This is a genomic window from Paracoccus sp. T5 (assembly GCF_048538155.2).
Lineage (GTDB): Bacteria > Pseudomonadota > Alphaproteobacteria > Rhodobacterales > Rhodobacteraceae > Paracoccus.
In genome coordinates, this window is record NZ_CM135809.1 from 167,477 (window position 1) to 190,116 (window position 22,640).

The following is a 22,640-nucleotide window of genomic DNA, read 5'->3' on the forward strand; positions in this document are numbered from 1 at the left end:
AGCGGGTTCTAAACCTCTACGCCCTACCTCGTCTGGCCACAGCCGTGCCTCTAGTACGAGGCCTTTTGGTTGCCCCTGTTCCCAACTTTCCTGTCTGTGCAAGGCCTATCACTCGGCTTCAATGAACCACAGAGCTTCCCCTTGCTGCGTCTCCCCTCCATCATTCAGGGAAGGGGAGCTGCTGCCGGTTTCATGAACACGAAGATAAGATCGTGACCAAGGAGCTGGAGAGTGGATGACAAGACGAAAGTTTTAGCCGTGAGTTTGAGATAGAGGCTGTCAGGCTGGTGACGGGTTGGGATGTGCGGTGGCACGACCACTGGCTCCTGATCTCTAGGGCATCTTCGAGCGCTCGTAGTGATCTTTAAGTTGAGCTTGGGCGCGCTGTCGCTTCGTGCGGGCCATGATCGGCGCGGACTGGCCCGCTTTTATATCGTGTCGATCACTAGGGGGCTACTTCGAGACCAGATCGCTCGTAATGGCGCCAGCCTCCGCCGGTGTTATTGCCTCTTAGATCTTGACCAAGCTCCCGACATCAGCTGCATGCTAGGTGTCCACAGATCGGCTGCCCCCAAGACAACACCGCTACCGGGTCTTCTTACGATCCAGCATCTTCTGGTGCGCTTGATGAAGTCGATCCGGCCGCTGCCTCTTGCCAGTCATGGTAGGTCATACCAGAGCTTTTGACCTTCCACTCGATGCGGCCGTTACTGTTTCGATCGAGCACTACGGCTGCGGCGGCAGAAGGACTTGAGAAGGACCATGGCCGCATGAAGCGCAGCTTTCCTGACTCGTCCGGGGCCAGCACACCTTCGGCGACGAGTTTTTCCTTCATTCGACCATAGCTTTGCTGCACGTAGCCGGTCCCAGTAAGTGCTTCCGACCCCTCGAGAACGATGAACTCTCCGTCTTCCTCTACTGCGTTTGCCTGCACGCCGCTTTTATGGCGGATTTCGAACTGAACGTCCCCACTAATCCTCTCAGCCACGGGCTGCAGCGGCTGCCTTACCGCCTTCGGCTGCGGTTTCAGCATGTCGAAGCCTATCACGGGGAGGATAATCTTCAGATTTGCCAGAAATTGCTCCATGTTGGCCCGGTCCGCTTCCGGAAGTCTTCGGCGGCCGGTTTCTGGCTGCGTTCCGTTGTCGAGGATGACGCGTCCGGCCTGTGCAGTCAGTTCGATCAGGCGCGCTTCCAGATATTCGGCATGTCCCTTCGACAGGTCGTCGTCACTGGTGGTGACTGTCACGGCACTTTCCCAAAAATCCCGCCTGAGTGCGCTTTGTTTGACGCGCTCCGCCACCGAGTTGCCCGACCCAATGTAGATCCTTAGTACACCGGCCTGTTCAGGATCTGGCCCAGAAAGGATATATATTCCAGTCCGGTCTACTTCAGCTCGCGCTGTCAGTTCGCCGAACGCTGAGGCTCCGCTGATGAAAACGAAACCTGTCCAGCCATGGATCGTGGCCTTGCGCAGTCCCGTTGGCTTTCCATCCACAAGGAAAAGCTGAATAGTTCGGCCAAAAATTTCGTCTGCCTGCAACCCTGTCTCACCCAGATCTTGATCGTCAAGAAGCTATCATTCTTCCCTAAAAAGCAGTCGACATACAGCTACTTTCTCGCCAGAGCATCAGGGGCATCCCTGACCCAGGTTAGCTACAGGGCTCATCGCTTAACAGGATCGGTTCTTCGGCAAAACAAAAGTGTTTTTGTTCAACTCTTTGCTAACGTTGCACCATGAACATTCTGGGCATTGATTTCACAAGTAGTCCTTCGAAGCGTAAGCCTATTACGTGTCTCCACTGTACACTCGAGGGCGAATACCTGCGCACCCAGTCTCTTGAAGAGTGGCCACGCTATGACACATTCGAGGCAGTGCTTGCTCAGCCCGGCCCGTGGATCGCCGGGATCGACTTTCCCTTCGGTCTGGCCCGCCGCTTTATCGCGACCATCGGCTGGCCGTTGACGTGGGACGCATATGTCCGCCATGCAGGCGAATTTGGCCGCGCCGGTTTCTGTGAGGCGCTGAACAGCTATAGGGAAAACAGGGCCAACGGGGATAAGGAACACCGTCGCGCTACCGACCAGGGTGCGGGCTCGATAAGCCCGCAGAAGCTTTACGGGGTGCCCGTCGGACTGATGTTCTTTGAGGGCGCGCCACGCCTACTGGCCTCGGGTGTGACCATTCCTCATCTTAAAATTGGCGACCCACAGCGCGTAGTCGTGGAGGCCTATCCTGGCCTTCTCGCTCGCCAGCTCATTGGTCGCCGTAGCTACAAGAATGATAGACGGAGCAAGCAAACTCCAGATCAGCATCAAGCGCGCCGCGATCTGCTGCATGCTCTTCGCAAGGAAGCACCAAGCCGATACGGCTTCAGTGTCGTGGCACCGGACAGCCTGTGCGAGGACCCCGGCGCAGATCATCTCGATGCCCTGCTTTGCGCCGTTCAGGCTGCATGGGCATGGCGGCAGCGAGGCAGCCGATTTGGCGCGCCTGAGGTAGTTGACCCGCTTGAAGGCTGGATCGCAGATCCATTCCTCACCGGACGCCCCCACGATCAGCACCTGCCCCAACCTGAGGTCATAGCCAGCGATCACCCTGACAGCCACGAGCTGGACGATTGGGCGCTATACGGGCCAAAGGATCCTGAAATTGCTCAACTCGTGGGTCGTCTCGCCCTCAACCACGGTCTGCGAGTACAGGAAATTGAAGACCTACTTATCAAAGCACTGAAGGAGCAGATTGCCGCGGCGGAAGGGAAGCAGAAGTCGCAGTGCAGCTTGTTACAGAACGCGCTTCCTGAACGCTCGTGATCCTCCTTTATTCGGCTCAGCGCCCTTTGAGGCTGGTTCTACACGTTCAAACAGCTTCCTGAACGTTGCTGGACTGATCCCTAATGATCGAGCTGCCCCAGCCTTCGTTCCTGCTTCCTCGTATGCCTTCAAAAGACGATCCTGGCTGATCTTGCATCGCGGGCGGCCAATACCGACGGTGAAACCCAACTGAGTGCGTTTGAACGCAATCCATTTAGAGTCGACGCCGTGCAGATCAGCTAAGCCGATGTCGGAATACCCCTCGGTAAACTGATCCGATAGCAGCGCGTCAAAGTCGTAGCCAAATATCGAGAGCAACGCGATCACGTTGGTTCGGCTTCCTCGATACTGAGCTCGAACAGTGGCCAGCGAGCGGCTGGACCGCATCAACTCGACGAACGTCGAGTGGTGGGTGGTCACGCCTTCTTCGTTTGAGAAAGCAATCACCATCTCGCCCGAGCGTAGCAAGAAGTTTCCCGTCCTACCCACGGAAGCCCACTGAACGCCGCTGATGGCTCGAGACTATAGTCATGCCAGATCCCCCTGACTTTATAAACAACTGACCGTAAACGTATTTGTTGACGATAGGGTCTGGAGATGATTCGCTGCAAGTCGCAGCAACCAAGGTTACGGACAGATGACGCAGCCCGTTAACGCAGCGCATGAGCGGCTGAAGATGGAGCTCCGCTTACGCGGCAAATCCATCGCCTTCATTGCACGCGAACTGAATGTGCTGCGCTCGACAGTAACGCTGGTAAGCCAAGGACTACGCCGATCAACGAAGATCGAGAACGCTTTGGCCGAAGCAGTCGGAACGACAGCAGACCAGCTTTTTCCTGACCGCTACATCTCAGAGGAGGGACGATCAGCCGAACACAGCTGACGACGGGACATGAAAAAGGGGCACCTGCTTGTAACAGGAACGCCCCTCTTAGATGTCGATTGAGATCCGACACCCAAGTCATCCCCCGAGTCGAACGAAAAGTCAACCTGCCGGGCGCCGTCCGGCAGGGCTGTTCAACACATCCAAAACAAAAGGGGAGATCCTGCCTGCCCAGCCCAGTGCGGCTGGCGGCACGATCAAGACATCATGAAACAGAACCTGATCTACCTCGGCCCCGAGCCGAGCCAAGCGACGCGTACGATCTCGCGCCGCTCGAAGGCCAGCCTGCGCGGAGCGCTTGTCGTGATGCTGCCGGGCTTTAAGCGTCCGCGCATCATTCAGTTCGAGAGCGTGCTCGAATATATGTTCCTCTGCCTGATGCTGGTGCGCGCGGACATCCACCACATCTGGGACCAGCCGACGGCGGTGCAATACGTTGACGCCAGTGGGCAGCCGGCGAAGCACGTCTTCGACTTCCTGGTCACTAGGACATGCGGCGAACGCGTAGCCGTGGCGATCAAGCCGATGCAGCGGGTGATCCAGCAGAACTTCGTTTCTGCACTGGAGCGGATCGCGGCGGCGACGCCGAAGCAATTCGCTCACCGCGTGATGCTGATCACGGATCAGCACCTTGATCGCCGTGCAGCTGCCGAGGCCGCACGCCAGCTGGCCCGGTCGCGCCCATCTTTTACGGAGGTGGCAGCATGACAATCCGTTTCCGCTTCTCGAAGTCTGACCTGATCACCGCCGCTGGCGTTGCAATGCGCCCGTTGGAAATCGACAACAAGGGCGGCCTCTTCGAGCGGCTCGGTCAGCCTGGCATCACGGAACGCCTGACGCATGAGGAACTGGCGGACCTGCTGCGACAGCCCGACACCGCCTATATCGCCGGCTATTTTGATCGGGCCGTGCAGGATCTGCGAGGCCGCAAGCCTGCCGACATCATCAATGTGCTTGCACATGATGTTCGGCGGCTGGTCATCTGGCGCAAAGCGGTCTGTGATGCCTTTCTGGCCTTTGAGGCAGCCGGGGAAATCAATCGGACTCATGCAGGGTACGCTAAGGGCCGTGCCAAGCTTTCCTGCGAGGTGGAGCGGCGGGTCGGTGAGGGCATGGCGGCGGCAAAGCTGGCCCGACCAGGGGCCGAAATCATCACGCGCCAGCTTCCGGGGAGCCGCACGGCATTCCAGTGGGTGCGCGATTATGAGGGGGCAGGATATTCCGCCGTTGCCCTGATCCCGGAAACCCATCGCTGCGGCAATCGCATCCCGCGATGGTGTCATCACTCGGAAGCTTTGATGAACCAGGTCATCGAGATTTACGCCGATACCCAACGGCCCAGCAAGGCCATGGCAGTGGCGGAAACTCTGCAACTGTTCGTTCGCGAGAATCACCGCCGAGCGGCCGCTGGAGCCAGTACCGTGATCGTTCCCTCTGCGGCGAGCATCGGTCGGCGCTTGAGCCTAGCAGACCCCTACTACGTGCACGCCAAGCGCTATGGCACGGCCGCCGCGAACGCCAAGTTCACGCTTTTTGAGACAGGGGTGGACGTGACGCAGCCGCTTGAGCGTGTCGAGATGGACGAGAACCGCCTCGATGTGATCTCGCTCCTGACGCTGTCGGGCATCTGGGATCATCTTCCGCCCGAGCGGCAGGAGCGGTTCGAGGCCGGTCGGCGTTGGCTCTATGTCGCGATCGACTGCGCAACGAGATGCATCCTCTCCATGCGCCTGGCCGAGACACCGAACTCCAGCGATGCGGTCAGGGCGCTGCGGGACATCTTCATCGACAAGACGCCAATAGCGCGTGCGGCCGGATGCGAAAGCACATGGCATCATTATGGCGGGGTGCAGGCACTGGTCACCGATCAGGGATCGGCATTTACCTCCGATGACTTTCAGGGCGCCGTATTGTCCCTCGGCGTTACTACGCTTCTGCCGCCTGCCGGGAAGCCATGGCTTCGTGGCCATATCGAAACGTTCTTTCGGACGTACGGCCACCAGCTGATGCCCTTGCTGGCCGGAAGGACATTCTTCGACACGATCCAGCGGGGTGACTACCCGTCAGAGCAGTTAGCCTGCCTCTGCGACGATGATCTGATCACCATCCTGCTGACCTACGTGGTCGATATTTATCACAACCAAGGGCACGGCTCACTTGGGGGAGAGACGCCTAACGAGGCATGGGCGAGACTGGTGGCCAAGTATGGAACACCTCCGGTCCCGGACGGCCTGACTCTGCGCCGCGCATTTGGCAGGCCTCTGGAGCGCAAGATCCGGGGCGACGGGGTCTTATTCTCCGGATTGTCCTACAGCTGCGAGGCTCTGCGGGAGGCGTTCCTGCACTCCCCGCAGCGAAACGTGGAGATACGCGCGGACCTGCGGGACATGGGCTGGATTGCCGTGAAGGTGGGCGCCACTTGGCATCCCGCTATCGCGAACCAAACTGGCTTTGACGGTGTCAGTTACGATCTGATGCAGGAGGCCACCCGGACCTTGCGCAGCAAACATCGGAAAGATGCCGAACTCGACGCGCCGAAAGTCCGAAGGGCCATCGAACGGATCTCGGACATCAACCGCCGCGCGTTCGCGCTAAGGGAGCTGACCCCGTTCCATGTCACCGACCTGGATGTGGAGCGCCATCAGGCCGCCCTGCAGTATCCCGTCCGATCCGATGCGGAGCGGCTTGGGCACATGACTCCGTCTGCCGATCCCCTAGCCGACGGCATTCAGATCACGCCGCGAACGCCCATGCCGCCGGACCTGCCTAAAAGCAGTTCCGGGTCGCCCGCACAGGAGCGTACGCGCAAGAACCGGTGGAGGTTTGACGATGAGTCGTGACCGCATCAGGCAGACTGCCCGGAGGATCGCGCTATTGCGCGATCACTTCATTCATCACGACCGCTTTGGGCCGCTCGAAGACCGGTTTTTGCTCCTGATCGAGAAAAGGCTGGCTGATTGCGAAGCGGGACGAACAGGTGAAGCCCACGGAATTGCCCTCTCTGGTCTATCTGGCACGGGCAAGACATCGGCAATGGATCAGATGATGGCCCGAGTTTGCAAATGGCTAAATAATTCCGGCCACGAGGATTTCTCGAATGTCAGCATCCGAGTGCCGTCACCCGCGACGCTGAAATTCGTCGGACAGACCCTGTTGCGGGCCCTCGGTTATCAGATCAGTTCAGAACGTCAGGCTTGGTACATCTGGGACTTAGTCCGGCACCACCTGAAGGAGCGGAAGATCCTCTTCGTCCATCTGGACGAAGCGCAGCATCTGGCGTCCCGCGGAACGCGACACGAGCTCAATTCCGTTGCCTCCATGCTGAAGACGCTGATGACGGACCCTGAATGGCCGGTCGGCATCATTCTCTCTGGCACACAGGAGCTGGAGGACATTCTGAACCACGATCCTCAGTTGGCCCGGCGCATGGACACAGTCCACTTTGAAAGCCTGTCGCCGGTCGCACACAGCAATGACGTTCTTGACCTAGTTGAGACTTACTGCTGCAAAGCAGAGCTTGAGCCCGGAAAGGATATTCTCGAACTCATGCACGGGGAGCGGCTGATCCACGCCGCTGCAAATCAGTTCGGCCTGGTAATTGTATTGACCCTTGCGGCCATTGAGCAGGCTTATCTGGCGGATGCGCCGCTACTGACCCGTGCTCACTTTGCCAAGGCCTATCACCTGCGCACATCATGCGATGATACGTTCAATCCGTTCATCATCCCTGACTTCGTCCGTATCGACGCGCGGCAGGTCTTCTCGCGGGAGAAACGCTGATGTTCAGCAAACTCAAGAAACTCCCCCTGACAGTGAATCTGGTGCCCGGCGAGTCCGCCACCTCCCTCGGCTCGCGTCTGGCGCGCCGGAACGGCGTGCAAAGGCTGATTACCTTCTGCTCCGATGTCGGGATCGACTACTTCGCGCTTGCGAATGGCGACCCTCAGGAGGTGGGCCGTCTGGCTGCACTTGGCGGTGTCGATAACGCATGCCTCCAGATGAACACCCCCCAGCTCAACGAGCCGGGGTGGTTCCGTCTTGGCGAAGAGCGGATCAAGTTCACCGCCTTCAGTCGCACCTCACTGCGAAGTTGCCCCGCATGTCTGGCAGCCGGTCGGCATGTTGATCACGCGGCTCATCACGGGCTATGGCAGCTGACGTCCGTCCGGATCTGCGCGGTTCATGGCTGCTATCTCGTTCCACTGCCACCACGTCAGAACGGCAATGATACCTTTGACATCATGCGGATGCTTGAGGAGTACGTTCCGGTCGAACCGGCTCCCGCAAGGACTGATGACCTGGAGCTGGAGCGATACCTGCGTCAGCGGGTTCAGACCGGTGCAGGAGACGGCTGGCTGGGCAGCTTGCCATTTCATGTCGCGGCGCAGACCTGCGAGGGGTTCGGCCTCCTCCTCACCCATGGGGCGGATGCCAAGCGCGATCTGGTTGCACCGGCTGAATGGGCAGCTGCCGGAACGGCGGGGTTGCGGGTGCTGCGCGAGGGCCCGGACGCCTTTCGGGCCAAGCTTAAAGTCATTCAGATGGCGCAGCCTATCGACGCCACGCTCTACCGAACCCGCTTTCGCGTGTTCTTCGAATGGCTGCGCTACCGCGACGATGATCCGGATTTTGATGTCATCCGGGACATCGTCCGGGACTTCGTGTTCCAGAACTTTCCCATCGCGGAAGGGCAGGTGGTGCTTGGGCAGCCTTGCCCCGAGCAGTACGTCCATTCGTTTGCGACGGCACGAAGCACCTTCGGCATCTCCAGCTGGCAGCTTGGGAGACGGCTGGCAGCAATCAGTTTGGCGCAGCGCAGCAGCGTCAGCAAGCGGTTCGTCTTGTGCGACTACGCGCCTGCAGACGTAGTTCGCGACATCGTCACGGAAGTGGACGCTCTTCTGAATGCGACGGAGGCGGCAAAGCAGGTTGGCATCGACCGCATCATGATGACAAAGTTCACGGCGCGGGGACTGATCCCGAAGTACTATGCCGAGCATAACAGCACCCCGCTCTATCATCCTCGCGACTTGGCGCAGTTTCTGGCCAAGCTCAGGGCGCTGGCAGCCCAGGATGCCGCTCCGCAGCCACTCCTCGATATCCCGGAAGCGTCGAGAAGACTCAGCGTGCCGATGGATCGCGTCACCCAGGTCATTCTTGAGAACCGGATCAGGCTATACGCAGGCGGGGCACCCCAAGCACGCTTCCGCGACTTCCGCTTGTCGCTCGATGCTCTACGCGAGGCGTTCAGTGGTGAACAAGAGGGAGCGGTCAGGCCAGCCGAGGCAGCCAAACGCTTGCAGGTGAGTGTCCGCACGGTGCGCGGCCTGCTCGACCAAGGCATCCTAGAGTCTCGATTAGTAAAGGAGCGACGGTCAGCCCGCAGCCGTCGTTACGTTTTGTCCCGTTCGATCGAAGAGTTTGCGGGTGAGTACATCACGGTTAGCGATTTGGCTGCACAGTCCGGACGCCTGCCTGGTGCCGAGGCGGTCCTGCAAGGTGATCGTGGCGTTCAGCCACTCGCTTTAGACAGCCGTTGCAACACGATCTACCGAAGGAGTGAAGTGTGTGATCAGGTTACTGAAGAGAAACCGCCGCGTTGCGTCTGAGCGTCCGCTGTGCGGGACCTTTCTGCCACTGGGTGCTTCGTCCCAAAGACCATTCGCAGTCGTAGCACCAATAACGTACAGGACGGAGAGCGGACTTTTGTTGCGCTTGGGATAAAGGACTAGGTGGCGCAGGAAGTTGTCGTAGTACTGCTCTTCCTGATGTTTAGTTGCACAATTGTGCGTTGCTTTTGTGCTCATGAAACTGAAAGAGATATTTTATGGCGATATCGATCGCGTCCGTACATTCGGCCTTAGACAATAATTACACTATGATTCTAACCACTAATTCCGCCGAGCGGAATGCCGTGATGGAAATCTTGGATAATGTTACGCAGGTGAAAATCCCCGCCAGTCATTTCGGCGCCAGATTGGGAAGTATCTCCGGTCGATTTGCTTTGCTTATTAATGGCACAAGCGGCACACAGGCAGAACAGTCGCTGAACAATATCTTGAGAACGCTTGATCGCGCGCACTTCCCTTCACCAAATATGTTACTGCTCGTTGGAGTTGCATGGGGGAACCCGAATAAAATCAGTATCTGCGATGTAATCCTGTCCGCGGAAGTGATCGCAGCAAATCATCAGCGCATCAAGGCTGGAGAAGCGGAACGCCGAACAAGCCGGTTTTACAGCAAAGCTGGTCCGGTTCTCGAGCTAGTTGAGCAACTGAAAACAAAAGGTCTTTTGTTTGACGTAAAATCTGGCCCGCTTCTATCGGCCGAGCTGCATCTGGGTGATTCTGAGGCGAGGGATGAGTTTTTAAAGTCTGCGCCTGATGCTGTTGGCGGTGATATGGAGGCGCATTCGATAGTTCAAAATATTGGACAGCCTTGGCTTATCATCAAAGGCATATCTGACTTTGCAGACGATGCGACTAATCGATTTAGGCAGCCTCATGCCGCAAAAAATGCTGCCTTATTGCTACCCGACCTCCTGAATTGTCTTGTTGATTTTGATATAATAAAGGATTCGCAGTCAGATATTTTGACTTACTTAGCGCTACAGGCGATTAGCGGTAGGTCTATTAGCATCCATAGAGATGACTACACCCTGAAAGGCATGAACAACTATTTAAATGATGATATTGGACCAGATTTGTTATTTCGCTTGAAGCGATATGCCCCTGACGGGAATATAAGCGAACGCATGGCCGCTCATCTTACGGATGTAATTCTTGAACTTGTGCAGAACACTCTGCGGCACGCTGGAGCAAGCGATGTTTCCATCGACTTCGAAGGTGTATCGATAGTTATTGTTGATAATGGGCATCCGTTTGACCCTAGATCTCTCACCGCCTCGTCTGGAAACGGGGGCAGTCGAGCTTGGGAAGTGTTTACGCGGGCTTACACTGAAAAAAAACTAATCGACTTTACTTACTACCCCGGAACAGGAAAAAAACCAAACCGAACCAAATTTGTGATTTGCGGACTAACTGAACAGCTACGAGAGGCGCGTAAGAATTGCGCCATCTCCTTGGATTATCGACCGGATTTCTATGGCGCCCCAAAGCTAACGTTTGATGAAAAATGCACCACGCTATACTTCGACACTTCCCAAGTCCTTATGATGTCGCGGCGCATAGGTTTCTGGAGCGAATTAAAGGTACTTCTAGCTGAAGGAAAAAGTATCTATCTTTCCTGTCGAAATCTTGAAGAAGTACGTGAGTATCAGCTCGAACTTAATGCGAATGAATTTGATAACTTGTGGATTTTTGTCGGAGGGTCTTAAAATTAGTGGGGCATCGGGCGGGCCTCAGCCGGCGGGGCGTCGACTATCTACTTCGGGCTGGCGCCGGCCAGCCGTCGCGCCTGGCACGAAGGTCGGCTTTGGGCCAATCATGATTGCCGCGCTTGCGAAAGGGGCTCTCATTCCGCAGCTCGTATGAAATTCGGTAAAGAGCTCATTGCATTGATGCTACCAAGCCGCCGAGAGGCTGCTTTTCAGAGATATGGTGATCGCGGACGCCGCGATCGCTGATCCAGAAGACAGCCGCGCCTCCGCTTCGCTCTAGCACGACTGACGATTCTTCATTTCCTTTGTCCGCCTGCCATCCAGGCGGTGATCCGAATACGGGCGCTGGTGCCGCTGCGCGTCAGCCTCCACGGAGAAATCCGGTTCCTCCCACGCCAAGGCGTGGGTCCCTCCCAATTTCACCGCTCCGGCCCCGTGTGTCCGATCACCGTCCGGCCGCAGGTCGGGCTGCGCCCACCCTGCTTTGCCCTTCGGATGACACGGGGTTATCCAAAGCAAAAAACAGGGATGGCTGCGCCACTGGCGGACGCAGGAAGGAGCGCCACGACATGTCAGACTGGATCAAAACACAGGGCGAAGATTGGGCTGTGGCCCATCAGAGGCAAACCTACGTGACAGGGAAGGCAACCCCACCTTTGCATAGGAGATAGGCCCTATTGTTTTGACGCAGTTTTTTAACTGGCCGAAGGCAGGACTATCTGACCTCTGCCATTTTGTTGTTAAGTGGCAGATAGTTATGCCTTTTCCGGTAGTGCCTTCGCTCTCGGGAAGAGATAACTGAATCTCCCAAGGGCGTCATCCCGGTTTGTCAAGATGACTGAAGCAGCCGTTCAGCGTTTGCCATCGCTTCGACCCAAAGAACCCACACCCGTTTTTGTCTTTGAAAAGGCCGCGCTCGTGAAGCATCAAGGCCGGCTCTCATGGCGGTCATTCGGCAGCTTGGTCATCCCGCCCGTCGATCACACAATAGCCTGAGGCCTGCGCGTCATGCTGGGCGCAAGCGCCTCAAGAGCCCGGTAGTGCGACAGGAACACGTCACCCGTGAGGTGATGGAGAAAGTCGCTGCGCTTCAGGCGGTCCATGACGGGGCCCTTGACCTCGGACAGGTGCAGGCGGATGCCCGCGTCATCCAGGCGATGCATGACCAGTTCCAGGCTTTCCAGGGCGCTGGCATCGATGCTGTTGACGGCCGCGCAGTTCAGGACGACGTGGCGCAGCTCCGGACGCGCCGCCACCTCCTGCTGGATGACGTTCTCGATGGCGCGGGCATTGGCAAAGAACAGGCTTTCGTCGATCCGCAATCCCAGGACATCGGGCATGCAGACCACGTCGTGGCGCCGCACGTTACGAAAGTGCTGCGTGCCCGGCACCTGGCCGATCACCGCGACATGGGGGCGCGACGTCGCCCAGAGGTGCAGCAGGACCGAGACGGCGACGCCGGCGATGATGCCGCTTTCCACCCCGCGCCCCAAGGTCACCAGCAGCGTCGCGGCCAAGGCCGCGAAATCCGCGTGGGAATATCGCCAGGTGCGGGCCAGCGCGCCGAAATCCGCCAAGCTCAGCACGGCCACGATGATGGTGGCGGCCAGGACCGCGATGGGCAGGTGAAACAGCAGCGGCGTCAGGAACAGCGAGGCCAGCGCGATGCCGATGGCGGTGAAGGCCCCGGCGGCCGGGGTCTGGGCGCCAGCGTCGAAGTTGACCACCGAACGCGCAAAGCCGCCGGTGACCGGATAGCCGCTGGAAAAGGCCGCCGCGAGGTTGGCCATGCCCAGACCGATCAGTTCCTGGTCCGGGCTGATGGACTGGCGCCGCTTGGCGGCCAGAGTCTGCGCCACCGACACCGATTCGACGAAGCCGATCAGGGCGATCAGGGTAGCGGCCGGAAAAAGGGCGATCCACAGCGACAGGTCCAGCACCGGCATCGACAGGGGCGGCAGGCCCCGGGGAATGTCCCCCACCACGGCCACTCCCCTTGCGCCTAGGTCGAACCCCATGACAACCAGGATCGAGGCGATGACGACCATCACAGGGCCCGTCCGCGACAGCACGCCCGCGATCCCCGGCGGGACGTTCAGAACGCGAAGCGTCGGCGCCAGCGATCTGCGCGCCCAGAACAGGAACGCCGTCGCCGCAGCCCCGATCGCCAGCGTCGGCAGATGCGTGTCGCCCAAGCCGCCGACCAGCGAGGGGGTCAGCTCGACCAGGGTATGTCCCTGCGCCTGCGTCCCCAGGATGTGCTTCAACTGGCTGGCGGCGATCAGCAGGCTGGACGCGGTGATGAAGCCCGAGATGACCGGATGCGACAGCAGGTTCGCCACGAACCCGAGGCGGAAGATCCCCATCACCAGCAGGATGAGGCCCGACAGAAGCGCCAGCACCAGTACGGCTGCGATATATTCCGGGCTGCCGGGCGAAGCGACGCTGCCGGCAGCCGTGGCGGTCAGAAGCGAGACGACCGCCACGGGCCCCACCGACAGGGTGCGGCTGCTGCCGAACAGGGCATAGACGACCAGCGGCAGAATCGAGGCATAAAGACCCATGACCGGCGGCAGGCCGGCAAGCATGGCATAGGCCAGCGACTGAGGGATCAGCATGATCGTCACGATCACCGCCGCCATCCCGTCGCTGAGAAAGGCGTGCCGGTCATAGGCACGCCCCCAGTTCAGGATGGGCAGGTAGTGCCTCAGCCCGGCCATGCCTCAGCCCTCGACAGGAAGGCCGTTGGCCTTCCAGGCGGCCAGCCCGCCCTCGATCAGGGTGGCGTCATAGCCCATGGACCGCAGCGTATCGGCGGCCAGCGCCGCGCGCCCGCCCGACGCGCAGAGCACATGCACCCGGCCCTGGCCGCACAGGCCGGTCAGTTCCGGCACCGCGGTTGCGGCGGTGGCATCGGCACGGGTTTCCAGAATGCCGCGCGGCACATGCAGCGCGCCCGGCACGCGACCGTCGCTGTCCAGTTCCGCCGGTTCGCGCACGTCCAGAACCAGGTCCCCTTTTTCGGCTGCCCCTGCGGCATCCGCAGGAGAGATCGCCGTCACGCGGCGGCGGGCATCCTCGACAAGCTCTTTCATGGTCATGGTCATCATGGGTCTCCTCAGAATTTGTTGACGGGGATCTTCAGGTAGTGCTGGCCGTCGTTTTCGGCCGGGGGCAGGCGGCCGCCGCGCAGGTTGATCTGCAGCGCGGCCAGGATGCGGTCGGGCAGGGCCAGGGTCGCGTCGCGGTCGTTGCGCAGCCTGATCCAGTCCTCGCGCTTTGTGCCGTCCTTGACGTGCCGGTTGGTGGCGCGGTGCTGGGCGACGGTGGCCTCCCATTGCGGCTCGTTCCGGTCATCGGTGCCATAGTCGTGGCCGACGAAAAGGCGCGTCTCGCCCTGCAGGGCCAGGATCTCCTGGATCGAGTCCCACAATTCCTCGGTGGTGCCGCCGGGAAAGTCCGCGCGCGAGGTGCCGACATCGGGCTGCATCAGCGTGTCATGGGTGAAGGCCGCGTCGCCGCAGACATAGGTGATCGAGCCGAGCGTGTGGCCCGGCGACAGCATCACCCGGACCTCCAGGTCACCGATGCGGAAGGTCTCGCCCGCCGCGAACAGCCGGTCGAAGTCGCGTGCCGGGTCGAAGGCATCCGGCAGGTTGTAGAGGCCCGCCCAGATGCGGGCGATGTCCGGGGCCTTCTCTCCGATGGCGGTGGGCGCGCCGGTCCGCTCTTTCAGCAGCGCCGAGGCCATGACATGGTCGGCATGCGGATGCGTGTCCAGGACCCATTCGACGCTCAGGCCGTTCTGCCGCACCAGGTCCAGCACCTGGTCCATGCTGTCGGTGGAAAAGCGATAGTGCTGGACGTCCAGGTTCCAGACCACGTCGATCAGCGCAGCCTTTCGGGTGGCGGGGTCGGCGCAGATGTACTGGATCGACCCGGTGTCCGGCTCGTAGATGCCCCAGACATCGGGGCTGCCCGGTCCGCGTGAGGGCGAATGGCGCACGACCGGCTGGGTCAGTTTCGAGATGCTCATGTTGCTGTTCCTTTCGCGTCAAGAAGTCCCGCGGCCTTGATCCGGCCGCCGATCCACAGCCCCACCAGCATCATCGGCACGAAGATCAGCGTTCCCGGTGCCAGCAGGGGAAGTGCGGTCCAGGCCGGGCCGGGACAAAAGCCGCCGATCCCCCACCCGATCCCGAACAAGGCCGCGCCGGTGAGCAGCGGCCGGTCGATGCTGCGGTTTCGGGGGATGTCGAAGGTCTGGTCCAGGACCGGCGCCGGGCGCCGCCAGACCAGGCGGTAGCCGATGAAGGCGGTGACGGTGGCCCCGCCCATCACGAAGGCCAGGCTGGGGTCCCAGCTGCCCGCGAGGTCGAGGAAGTTCAGGACCTTGGCCGGATCGGCCATGCCCGAGATCACCAGTCCCAGTCCGAAGACCAGCCCGCTGAGAAAGCCCCACAGGATGCGCATGTTCAGCCTCCGATGACGTGGCGCAGAAGAAAGACGGTTGCAAAGCCCGCGCCCATGAAGGTCGCCACCGCCGCGAGGGACCGGCCGGACAGCCGCGCCAGCCCGCAGACCCCGTGCCCCGAGGTGCAGCCCGAGCCGAGCGCGGTGCCCGTGCCGACCAGAAGACCGGCCACTGCCATCGCGGCCAGGTTCTGCGGGACGGTCTGCGTGACGGCGCCGCCGACCGCCAGGAGGACCAGCGGTGCCGCCAGCAGTCCCAGCAGGAAGGCCCACCGCCAGTCGCGGTCGCTGCCCGCGCCCCGCAGCGGCACGATGCCGCCAAGCGCGCCGGTGGTGATCCCGGCGATCCCGGCGATGCGCCCGAAGATCCTCATGACCATCACTGCACTGAGCCCGATCAGCACCCCGCCGCCAAGCGAGGCCCAGGGCGTGAATGCGGTCTGCGCGTCCATCTCCATCGCGGTTCCCCATGTAAGTTGCGGCACTTGCCCTGCCGCGTCTGACCAGCTATATATTAACTGTATCTAAATCAGTCAAGGCTAATATAATGAAACTGGACGACCAGGCTTCCCAGGTCCTGCAAGAGCGCGCCGATCATGTCGCCGGCCGGCTGGCCCTGGTCGCCAATGCCAAGCGCCTGTTGATCCTGTGCCAGCTGGCCCAGGGCGAACGCTCGGTCGGGGCGCTGCAGCAGGCGGTGGGCCTGAGCCAGTCGGCCCTGAGCCAGCATCTGGCCAAGCTGCGCGAGGCCGGCATGGTCGACACCCGCCGCGAGAGCCAGACCATCCATTACCGGATCAGCGATCCCGACATCTCCGTCCTGATGGCCGCCCTCTACGAGGCCTTCTGCAAGGACATCTGACGCGGCCCGAGATCCCGCCCCTGTCGCTGTCCGTCAGATGATCCGGACCTGGGTGCCGACGGGGCACATGCCGAACAACTCCTCGATCTTCTCGTTGTAGAGACCGATGCAGCCGTCCGAGGACAGGCGGCCGATCTTGCGCGTGTCATGGGTGCCGTGGATCAGGTAGGCGGGCCAGAACAAATACATGGCATGCGTGCCCAGCGGATTGTCCGGCCCGGGGCCCATCGGGCGGTAATGGGGGAACCGCTCCATCATCGAGGCGGTGGGCGTCCAGCTGGGACCCTCCTTCTTGCGCACGATCTGGGTGTGACCGCGCTTGGTCAGCTCATCCGAGATGGGGACCGTTTCGAGGAGGAGGGCTCCACCACGACCCTGATCGATGGCGAACTCTGGCGAGTTTTCACCATCGCCAATATCAACGGGGGTGCGGGCCATGGTCGGTGACCGAAGCCAAGTGCACAGTCGCCTTGTAGGGGATGGGGTGCAGGGGAAGCCGCACACAGGAAAAAACTGTCTCAGTCCAGAAGAACGCCGGCACAGCGGGCGGTGTTCTGGATGTGAGACAGCATGGCCGCGCGCGCCGCAATGGGATTGCGCGTTTCCAATGCCTTCAGGATGCCTTGATGTTCGGCGATGGACTGGCGCATGCGGTCGGGATCGGTATTCGGAATGGGCTGGCGCTGCGTCTCGCTCAGCAAGTGCTGCATGCCCGCATAAATGCCCGCCAGCATCCGGTTCGGGCAGGCATCGGCGATGCCCTGGTGCAGCGCCAGGTCGGCCGCGACATGGCCGACGAGGTCGCCGTCATGCCATGCCCGCTCGAAGGTCTCGGCCGCTGCATTCAGGGCGTTCAGCGTTTCATCGCTGATCCCGCGGGCCGCCAGGGCGCAGATTTCACCCTCGATCAGCATGCGCGTGTGGAAGACATCTGCAAGGTCATGGGCGTCGTCATAGCGCCATGTCGGGCGCGCCTGCGGCCGGTCCCGGTCGAGCACGAAGGTCCCTCGAGCGGGGAGGGTCTGGATCAGGCCAAGCGTCTCCAGCGTCAGAAGCGCCTCGCGCAAGGTCGGGCGCGAGACGCGCAACTGTTCGGACAGAACGCGCTGCGAGGGCAGCTTGTCCCCCGCCTTGAGTTCACCCGAGCGGATCATCCCTTGCAGCCGGCTTGCCACGCCCTGCGCCACGGGTCCCTTGTCCCACATCACCAGTCTTGCCTCTCTTGTTGGCAGTCTTCTTCGCGCATCGCAGGGGCCTGTCAACGCCATTGCAATGCCGTGCGACCCATGCTGATACTGGTCAGACCGGTTTGGCCGGTCAATCGAATAACAACAACGGGGAGCTTCAGATGTTCGGAGATGGGATGCGCGTTGCGATCACGGCGGCAATGGCACTGGCGGCGTCCGCCTGGTCGGTGGCGGCACAGGAGACGCTGACGGTCGGAGCCAACATCGGCAATGTGCCGTGGGAATTTCAGGACGAGACCGGAGAGTTCGTCGGCTTCGAGATCGACCTAGTCGCCGCGGTGGCCGAGCGCATGGGCGCCGAGGTCGAGACGGTGAACATCCCCTTTAACGGGCTTTTCTCGGCAGTCCAGTCGGGACGCATCGACATCGCCACCTCATCGATCACCATCACCGACGAGCGCCTGCAATCGGTCAGCTTTGCCCAGCCTTACTATGACAGCGATCAATCGCTGACGGCACTGGCCGATGGTCCCAAATCGCTGGAGGAGATGGAGGGCAAGGTCGTCGGCGTCGATACCGGTTCGACCGGCGACATGTGGGCCAGTGAAAATCAGGAGAAATACGGCTTTGCCGAGATCCGGCGCTACGAGGGTCTCGCCCCCGCCATGCTGGACCTGACCGCAGGGCGGCTTGACGGCTACATCTCGGACATTCCGGCGCTGCAGTATTACGTTGTGGACAAGCCGAACCTTGCAGTCGTCGAGCGCATCCCGACGGGCGAGAAATATTCGATGATGTTCGCCAAGGACGCCGAGCTGGCGACGCAGGTGAATGCCGTTCTGGACGACCTGAAGACCGAGGGCGTTCTGGCCGAACTGCATGAAAAATGGTTCGGCGTCGCGCCCGACGAGGGTTCGTCGACGGTCACCGTTCTGCCGATGCCGTCGCTGGACTGATCCGAAGCACGGGTCCGGGTCATGCCCGGGCCCGAAAGGACACTCATGGACATTTTCGAGACCTTCCTGAACGCCGAGGTCATGCGGCGGACCTTCCCGCTGTTGCTGCAGGGCCTGTGGATCACGCTGCAGCTGGGCGCGGCCAGCATCGTTGCCGGCCTGGTGCTGGGCCTCGGCCTTGCGATGGCCCGGCTGTATTCCCCGGCGCCGATCCGTTTCCTGACCCGGATCTACATCGACATCTTTCGCTCGATCCCGTTGCTGGTGCTGCTGATCATCGTCTATTACGCCCTTCCCTTCGTGGGTCTTCGGCTGTCGCCCTTCGCCTCCGCCATGGCCGCGCTGACGCTGGTTTCGGGCGCCTATACGGCCGAGATCTTCCGGGCCGGGATCGAAGCGATCCCCAAGGGCCAGTTTGAAGCGTCAGCCGCCCTGGGTCTCAGCGGACGGCAGACGATGGCCGACGTGATCCTGCCGCAGGCGGTCCGGATCGTCATTCCGCCGCTGACGAACAACTCGATCAACGTGGTCAAGGACACGGCGCTGGCCTCGGTCGTGGCGATGCCGGACCTGCTGAAACAGGCGACGCAGGCGCAGGCCCTGGCGGCGAACCCCACGCCGCTGATCGTGGCGGCGGCGATCTATGTTGCCTTCCTCTGGCCGCTGGTTGCGCTGGTGTCCCGCATGGAACGCCGTTTTACGGCAAGGAGGCGCTGAGATGGCGGGCTTCGTCAGCATCCGCAACCTGCGGAAATCCTATGGCATCTTCGAGGCGCTGAAGGGCATCGACCTGGACGTCGCCAAGGGCGAGGTCGTCTGCATCATCGGCCCCTCGGGCTCGGGCAAGTCGACCTTGATCCGCTGCATCAACCGGCTGGAGGGCTTTTCCGAGGGGAGCGAGATCCGGGTGGATGGCACGCCCGTCACCTCGGGGCGGGCGCTGGCCAAGGTCCGCGCCGAGGTCGGGATGGTCTTCCAGTCCTTCAACCTGTTCCCGCACCTGACCGTGCGCGAGAACGTCATGCTGGCCCCGCGCCGCGTGCGTGGCACCGGCCGCGCGGATGCGGCGGCCCAGGCCGACCGCCTGCTGGCCCGGGTGGGCATCGGCAACCAGGCCGACAAATATCCCGAGCATCTGTCCGGCGGGCAGCAGCAGCGCGTCGCCATCGCCCGCGCCCTGGCGATGGAGCCGCAGGTGATGCTGTTCGACGAACCGACCAGCGCGCTGGACCCCGAGATGGTGGGCGAGGTGCTGGACGTGATGCGCGACCTGGCCCGCACCGGCGTCACCATGATCGTCGTCACGCATGAGATGGGCTTTGCGTCCCAGGTGGCCGACCGCGTCATCTTCATGGATGCGGGCCAGGTCGTCGAGCAGGGACCGCCCGCGCAGGTGTTGTCCGATCCGCAAGAACCGCGCACGCGCAATTTCCTGGGCGCCGTGCTGAACCACTGATGAAAGACATTCGATGACACAGCTCGACATGGCCTATGTGCAGGCCCAGTTTCCCGGCCTTCAATCCGACTGGGTGTTCTTCGACAATGCCGGCGGCGCGCAGATCGCCCGGCCCGCGCTGGACCGCATGGTCGAGTTCCTGACCCACAGGAACGTCCAGATCGGCGGCAGCTATGCCTTGTCGCAGGCCGCCGCCGATGCGCTGATGGCAGGGCGGCAGGCGGCGGCGACGCTGGTGAACGCCGCCCGCCCCGAGGAGATCGTCTTTGGCCCATCGACCACGGTGCTGATGGGCAACCTGATGCAGGCGATGCGCCACCAGTTCGCGCCGGGCGACGAGGTGATCGTGACCATGGCCGACCACGAGAGCAACATCGGCCCTTGGCGGCGGCTGGAGGAGTTCGGGGTCACCATCAAGGTCTGGCCGCTGAACGCGGAGACGATGGGCCTGCAACTGGCCGACCTTGCGCCGCTGATGACCGACCGCACGCGCCTGGTCTGCGTCACGCATGTCTCGAACATCCTGGGCAAGGTGCATCCGGTCGCCGATTTCGCCCGCTTTGTCCATGACCGCGGCGCGCGGATCTGCGTCGATGCGGTCGCCTATGCGCCGCACCGGCTGATCGACGTGCAGGCCTGGGATGTCGACTACTATGTCTTCAGCCTCTACAAGGCCTATGGTCCTCACGGCGCGCTGATGTACGGAAAACATCAGCTGCTGGCCGAACTGGACGGGCTGTACCATTACTTTTACGGCAAGGATAAGGTCTCGGCCAAGCTGGAGCCCGGCAACCCCAGCTATGAGGCCGCTTATGCCACCGACGGCATCCTGGCCTACCTGACCGGCCTCGCCCGGCATCACGGGGCCACGGGCGACAACCGCGCATTGGTGGCCGCCGCCTTCGACCTGATCACCGCGCAGGAGGATGCGCTGACGGATCGGCTTCTGACCTGGCTGTCGGCCCGCAACGACTGCCGCATCATCGGCGAGGCGGCGAACCATGCCAGCACGCGCGTACCCACCATCGCCTTCAAGTTCGATGGCATCGATTCGGGCGCCGTTGCCCGCGCGATGGACGACCATGGCATTGCCATGCGGTTCGGGGATTTCCACTCGCGCCGGCTGGTCGAACATCTGGGTGAGGATCATGGCGGCGGTGTCCTTCGCGTGTCCATGGTCCATTACAACACCCTGGAACAGGTGGACCGGCTTACCGAGGCGCTGGCCCGGATCGTGGCACGAGAGGCGGCATGAGCGGCCTGGACCTGGTCATCACGGGCGGCACGATCGTCACCGCGGCCGACAGCTATGCCGCCGATATCGGCATCAAGGACGGGCGCATTGCCCAGATCGGCCTGGGCCTCAGCGGGGCCGACAGCATCGACGCGACGGGGCTTCTGGTCCTGCCGGGCGGGATCGATGCCCATGTGCATCTGGATCAGCCGACATCGGACGGCACGGTGATGGCCGACGGCTTCGCCAGCGGGACGCGCTCGGCCGCGGCGGGCGGCAACACGACGGTTCTGCCGTTCGCGCTGCAGATCAAGGGCCAGTCGCTGCGCGCCTGCGTCGAGGACTATCGCCGCAAGGCCGCCGGTCAGTGCCATACCGACGTCGCCTTCCACCTGATCGTCAGCGACCCGACGCCACAGGTGCTTGGGCAGGAGCTGCCGGCCCTGGTGCGCGACGGCTATACCTCGTTCAAGGTCTTCATGACCTATGATGACCTGGTCCTGAACGACGCCCAGCTTCTGGACGTCTTCGAGGTCGCCCGCCGCGAGCGCGCGCTGGTCATGGTTCATGCCGAGGGCCATGACGCCATCAAGCACCTGACCCGGCGTCTGGAGGCCGAGGGTCACACGGCGCCCTACTACCATGCCGAGGCCCATGCCCAGATCGCCGAGCGCGAGGCGACGCATCGCGCCATCAGCCACGCGCAGCTGATCGACGTGCCGATCGTGATCGTCCATGTCTCCGGGCGCGAGCCGATGGAGCAGATCCAGTGGGCCCGCGCGCGCGGCCTCAGGGTCTTTGCGGAAACCTGTCCGCAATACATCGCCCTGACGGCCGACGACCTGCGCGGACTCGACATGGATTTCGAGGGTGCCAAATATGTCTGCTCGCCCCCGCCCCGGGACGCAGCCAGCCAGGCGGCGATCTGGCAGGGGCTGCAGGACGGGACCTTCGACATCTTCTCGTCCGACCACTGCCCTTTCCGCTTTGAAGGCGAGGCCAGCAAGGACAATCCCCGCGCCCGCACCTCCTTCAGATGGGTCCCGAACGGCATCCCCGGCGTCGAGACGCGCCTGCCGATCCTCTTTTCCGAGGGTGTCGGCAAGGGCCGCATCAGCCTGCAGCGTTTCGTGGCGCTGACCTCGACCAACCCCGCGCGGCTTTACGGCCTTTATCCGCAGAAGGGCAGCATCGCGATCGGTGCCGATGCGGACCTGACGCTCTGGGACCCGAACCTGACCCGGCCGATCCGCCAGGCCGACCTGCACCACGCTTGCGATTACACCCCCTATGAGGGGATGCATATCAGGGGCTGGCCGGTCCGGACGATCCTTCGCGGGCGTACGATCGCGCTGGAGGGGGATGTGGGCCACGACGCAACGGGTCAAGAGCTGAACCGTGCCGCCAGCGAGGTCTACTCCCGAGGCACGTGATCT

Annotated in this window: 21 protein-coding genes and 1 pseudogene; 13 read left to right on the top strand and 9 right to left on the bottom strand. The window is 61.7% G+C overall.

From position 1 onward, the window contains the following. Positions 1-598 precede the first annotated feature (598 nt). A complete protein-coding gene (locus tag ACNR9W_RS00835) occupies positions 599-1,543 on the bottom strand; it encodes a GIY-YIG nuclease family protein (RefSeq protein WP_419268666.1) in 945 nt (314 codons plus the stop codon). 194 nt (positions 1,544-1,737) lie between these two features. On the opposite strand from ACNR9W_RS00835, the gene ACNR9W_RS00840 reads away from it, so the two are divergent. After that, entirely contained in the window at positions 1,738-2,814 is a 1,077-nt protein-coding gene (locus ACNR9W_RS00840) for a DUF429 domain-containing protein (RefSeq protein WP_419268668.1), read from the top strand. On the opposite strand, the gene ACNR9W_RS00845 is transcribed toward ACNR9W_RS00840, so the two are convergent. Beyond that, a complete protein-coding gene (locus ACNR9W_RS00845) occupies positions 2,785-3,264 on the bottom strand; it encodes a hypothetical protein (protein ID WP_419268669.1) in 480 nt (159 codons plus the stop codon). The two genes, ACNR9W_RS00840 and ACNR9W_RS00845, sit on opposite strands and share 30 nt — an antisense overlap. 187 nt (positions 3,265-3,451) lie before the next feature. Between ACNR9W_RS00845 and ACNR9W_RS00850 the strand changes: the two genes are divergently transcribed. The 6 genes from ACNR9W_RS00850 (at position 3,452) to ACNR9W_RS00875 (ending at position 11,033) form a co-directional block, all read left to right on the top strand. Beyond that, positions 3,452-3,697: a helix-turn-helix domain-containing protein gene (locus tag ACNR9W_RS00850; RefSeq protein ID WP_419268671.1), complete on the top strand. Its 246-nt coding sequence runs from the start codon at positions 3,452-3,454 to the stop codon at positions 3,695-3,697. Between the two features lie 207 nt (positions 3,698-3,904). Continuing rightward, positions 3,905-4,405, top strand: coding sequence for a hypothetical protein (locus tag ACNR9W_RS00855; RefSeq protein WP_419268672.1), 501 nt, complete (start codon positions 3,905-3,907; stop codon positions 4,403-4,405). After that, complete coding sequence (locus tag ACNR9W_RS00860; protein ID WP_419268673.1) at positions 4,402-6,537, top strand: Mu transposase C-terminal domain-containing protein; 2,136 nt, start codon at positions 4,402-4,404, stop codon at positions 6,535-6,537. The genes ACNR9W_RS00855 and ACNR9W_RS00860 overlap by 4 nt, the downstream gene beginning before the upstream one ends. After that, positions 6,527-7,477: an ATP-binding protein gene (locus ACNR9W_RS00865; RefSeq protein WP_419268674.1), complete on the top strand. Its 951-nt coding sequence runs from the start codon at positions 6,527-6,529 to the stop codon at positions 7,475-7,477. The genes ACNR9W_RS00860 and ACNR9W_RS00865 overlap by 11 nt, the downstream gene beginning before the upstream one ends. Further along, positions 7,477-9,306, top strand: a complete 1,830-nt coding sequence (locus ACNR9W_RS00870; protein ID WP_419268675.1) for a TniQ family protein — start codon at positions 7,477-7,479, stop codon at positions 9,304-9,306. The genes ACNR9W_RS00865 and ACNR9W_RS00870 overlap by 1 nt, the downstream gene beginning before the upstream one ends. A gap of 308 nt (positions 9,307-9,614) precedes the next feature. After that, positions 9,615-11,033, top strand: a complete 1,419-nt coding sequence (locus tag ACNR9W_RS00875; protein ID WP_419268677.1) for a hypothetical protein — start codon at positions 9,615-9,617, stop codon at positions 11,031-11,033. A 983-nt stretch (positions 11,034-12,016) separates the two neighbouring features. Here ACNR9W_RS00875 and ACNR9W_RS00880 read toward each other — a convergent pair. Genes ACNR9W_RS00880 through ACNR9W_RS00900 form a run of 5 tightly spaced genes read right to left on the bottom strand, consistent with a single transcriptional unit; the run spans position 12,017 to position 15,967 of the window. Next, positions 12,017-13,756, bottom strand: a complete 1,740-nt coding sequence (locus ACNR9W_RS00880; RefSeq protein WP_419268678.1) for a SulP family inorganic anion transporter — start codon at positions 13,754-13,756, stop codon at positions 12,017-12,019. 3 nt (positions 13,757-13,759) lie between these two features. Next, positions 13,760-14,146, bottom strand: a complete 387-nt coding sequence (locus ACNR9W_RS00885) for a rhodanese-like domain-containing protein (RefSeq protein WP_458478567.1) — start codon at positions 14,144-14,146, stop codon at positions 13,760-13,762. 8 nt (positions 14,147-14,154) lie between these two features. Further along, positions 14,155-15,072 (bottom strand): MBL fold metallo-hydrolase, encoded by a 918-nt coding sequence (locus ACNR9W_RS00890; RefSeq protein ID WP_419268680.1) that lies wholly within the window; start codon positions 15,070-15,072, stop codon positions 14,155-14,157. Then, complete coding sequence (locus ACNR9W_RS00895; protein ID WP_419268681.1) at positions 15,069-15,509, bottom strand: DUF6691 family protein; 441 nt, start codon at positions 15,507-15,509, stop codon at positions 15,069-15,071. Before ACNR9W_RS00895 ends, ACNR9W_RS00890 begins: the two co-directional genes overlap by 4 nt. 2 nt (positions 15,510-15,511) lie before the next feature. Continuing rightward, positions 15,512-15,967, bottom strand: coding sequence for a YeeE/YedE family protein (locus ACNR9W_RS00900; RefSeq protein WP_419268683.1), 456 nt, complete (start codon positions 15,965-15,967; stop codon positions 15,512-15,514). An 89-nt stretch (positions 15,968-16,056) separates the two neighbouring features. Between ACNR9W_RS00900 and ACNR9W_RS00905 the strand changes: the two genes are divergently transcribed. Next, positions 16,057-16,371 carry an ArsR/SmtB family transcription factor gene (locus tag ACNR9W_RS00905; protein WP_419268684.1) on the top strand — a complete coding sequence of 105 codons (315 nt, stop codon included), beginning with the start codon at positions 16,057-16,059 and terminating at the stop codon, positions 16,369-16,371. Positions 16,372-16,404: 33 nt separating this feature from the next. On the opposite strand, the pseudogene ACNR9W_RS00910 reads toward ACNR9W_RS00905, so the two are convergent. Continuing rightward, positions 16,405-16,719, bottom strand: a pseudogene (locus ACNR9W_RS00910) (L,D-transpeptidase); the annotation flags it as partial. Between the two features lie 170 nt (positions 16,720-16,889). Further along, positions 16,890-17,576 carry a FadR/GntR family transcriptional regulator gene (locus ACNR9W_RS00915; RefSeq protein ID WP_419268685.1) on the bottom strand — a complete coding sequence of 229 codons (687 nt, stop codon included), beginning with the start codon at positions 17,574-17,576 and terminating at the stop codon, positions 16,890-16,892. A gap of 143 nt (positions 17,577-17,719) precedes the next feature. Between ACNR9W_RS00915 and ACNR9W_RS00920 the strand changes: the two genes are divergently transcribed. Genes ACNR9W_RS00920 through hydA form a run of 5 tightly spaced genes read left to right on the top strand, consistent with a single transcriptional unit; the run spans position 17,720 to position 22,637 of the window. Further along, positions 17,720-18,514, top strand: coding sequence for a transporter substrate-binding domain-containing protein (locus ACNR9W_RS00920; protein ID WP_458478568.1), 795 nt, complete (start codon positions 17,720-17,722; stop codon positions 18,512-18,514). Between the two features lie 45 nt (positions 18,515-18,559). Next, the gene (locus tag ACNR9W_RS00925; protein WP_419268687.1) at positions 18,560-19,231 is read left to right on the top strand and encodes an amino acid ABC transporter permease; all 672 of its coding nucleotides are present in this window, start codon (positions 18,560-18,562) and stop codon (positions 19,229-19,231) included. A gap of 1 nt (position 19,232) precedes the next feature. Further along, positions 19,233-19,970, top strand: a complete 738-nt coding sequence (locus ACNR9W_RS00930) for an amino acid ABC transporter ATP-binding protein (RefSeq protein ID WP_419268688.1) — start codon at positions 19,233-19,235, stop codon at positions 19,968-19,970. 13 nt (positions 19,971-19,983) lie between these two features. Beyond that, positions 19,984-21,225, top strand: a complete 1,242-nt coding sequence (locus ACNR9W_RS00935) for a cysteine desulfurase-like protein (RefSeq protein ID WP_419268689.1) — start codon at positions 19,984-19,986, stop codon at positions 21,223-21,225. Next, entirely contained in the window at positions 21,222-22,637 is a 1,416-nt protein-coding gene (hydA, locus tag ACNR9W_RS00940; RefSeq protein ID WP_419268690.1) for a dihydropyrimidinase, read from the top strand. Before ACNR9W_RS00935 ends, hydA begins: the two co-directional genes overlap by 4 nt. Positions 22,638-22,640 lie beyond the last annotated feature (3 nt).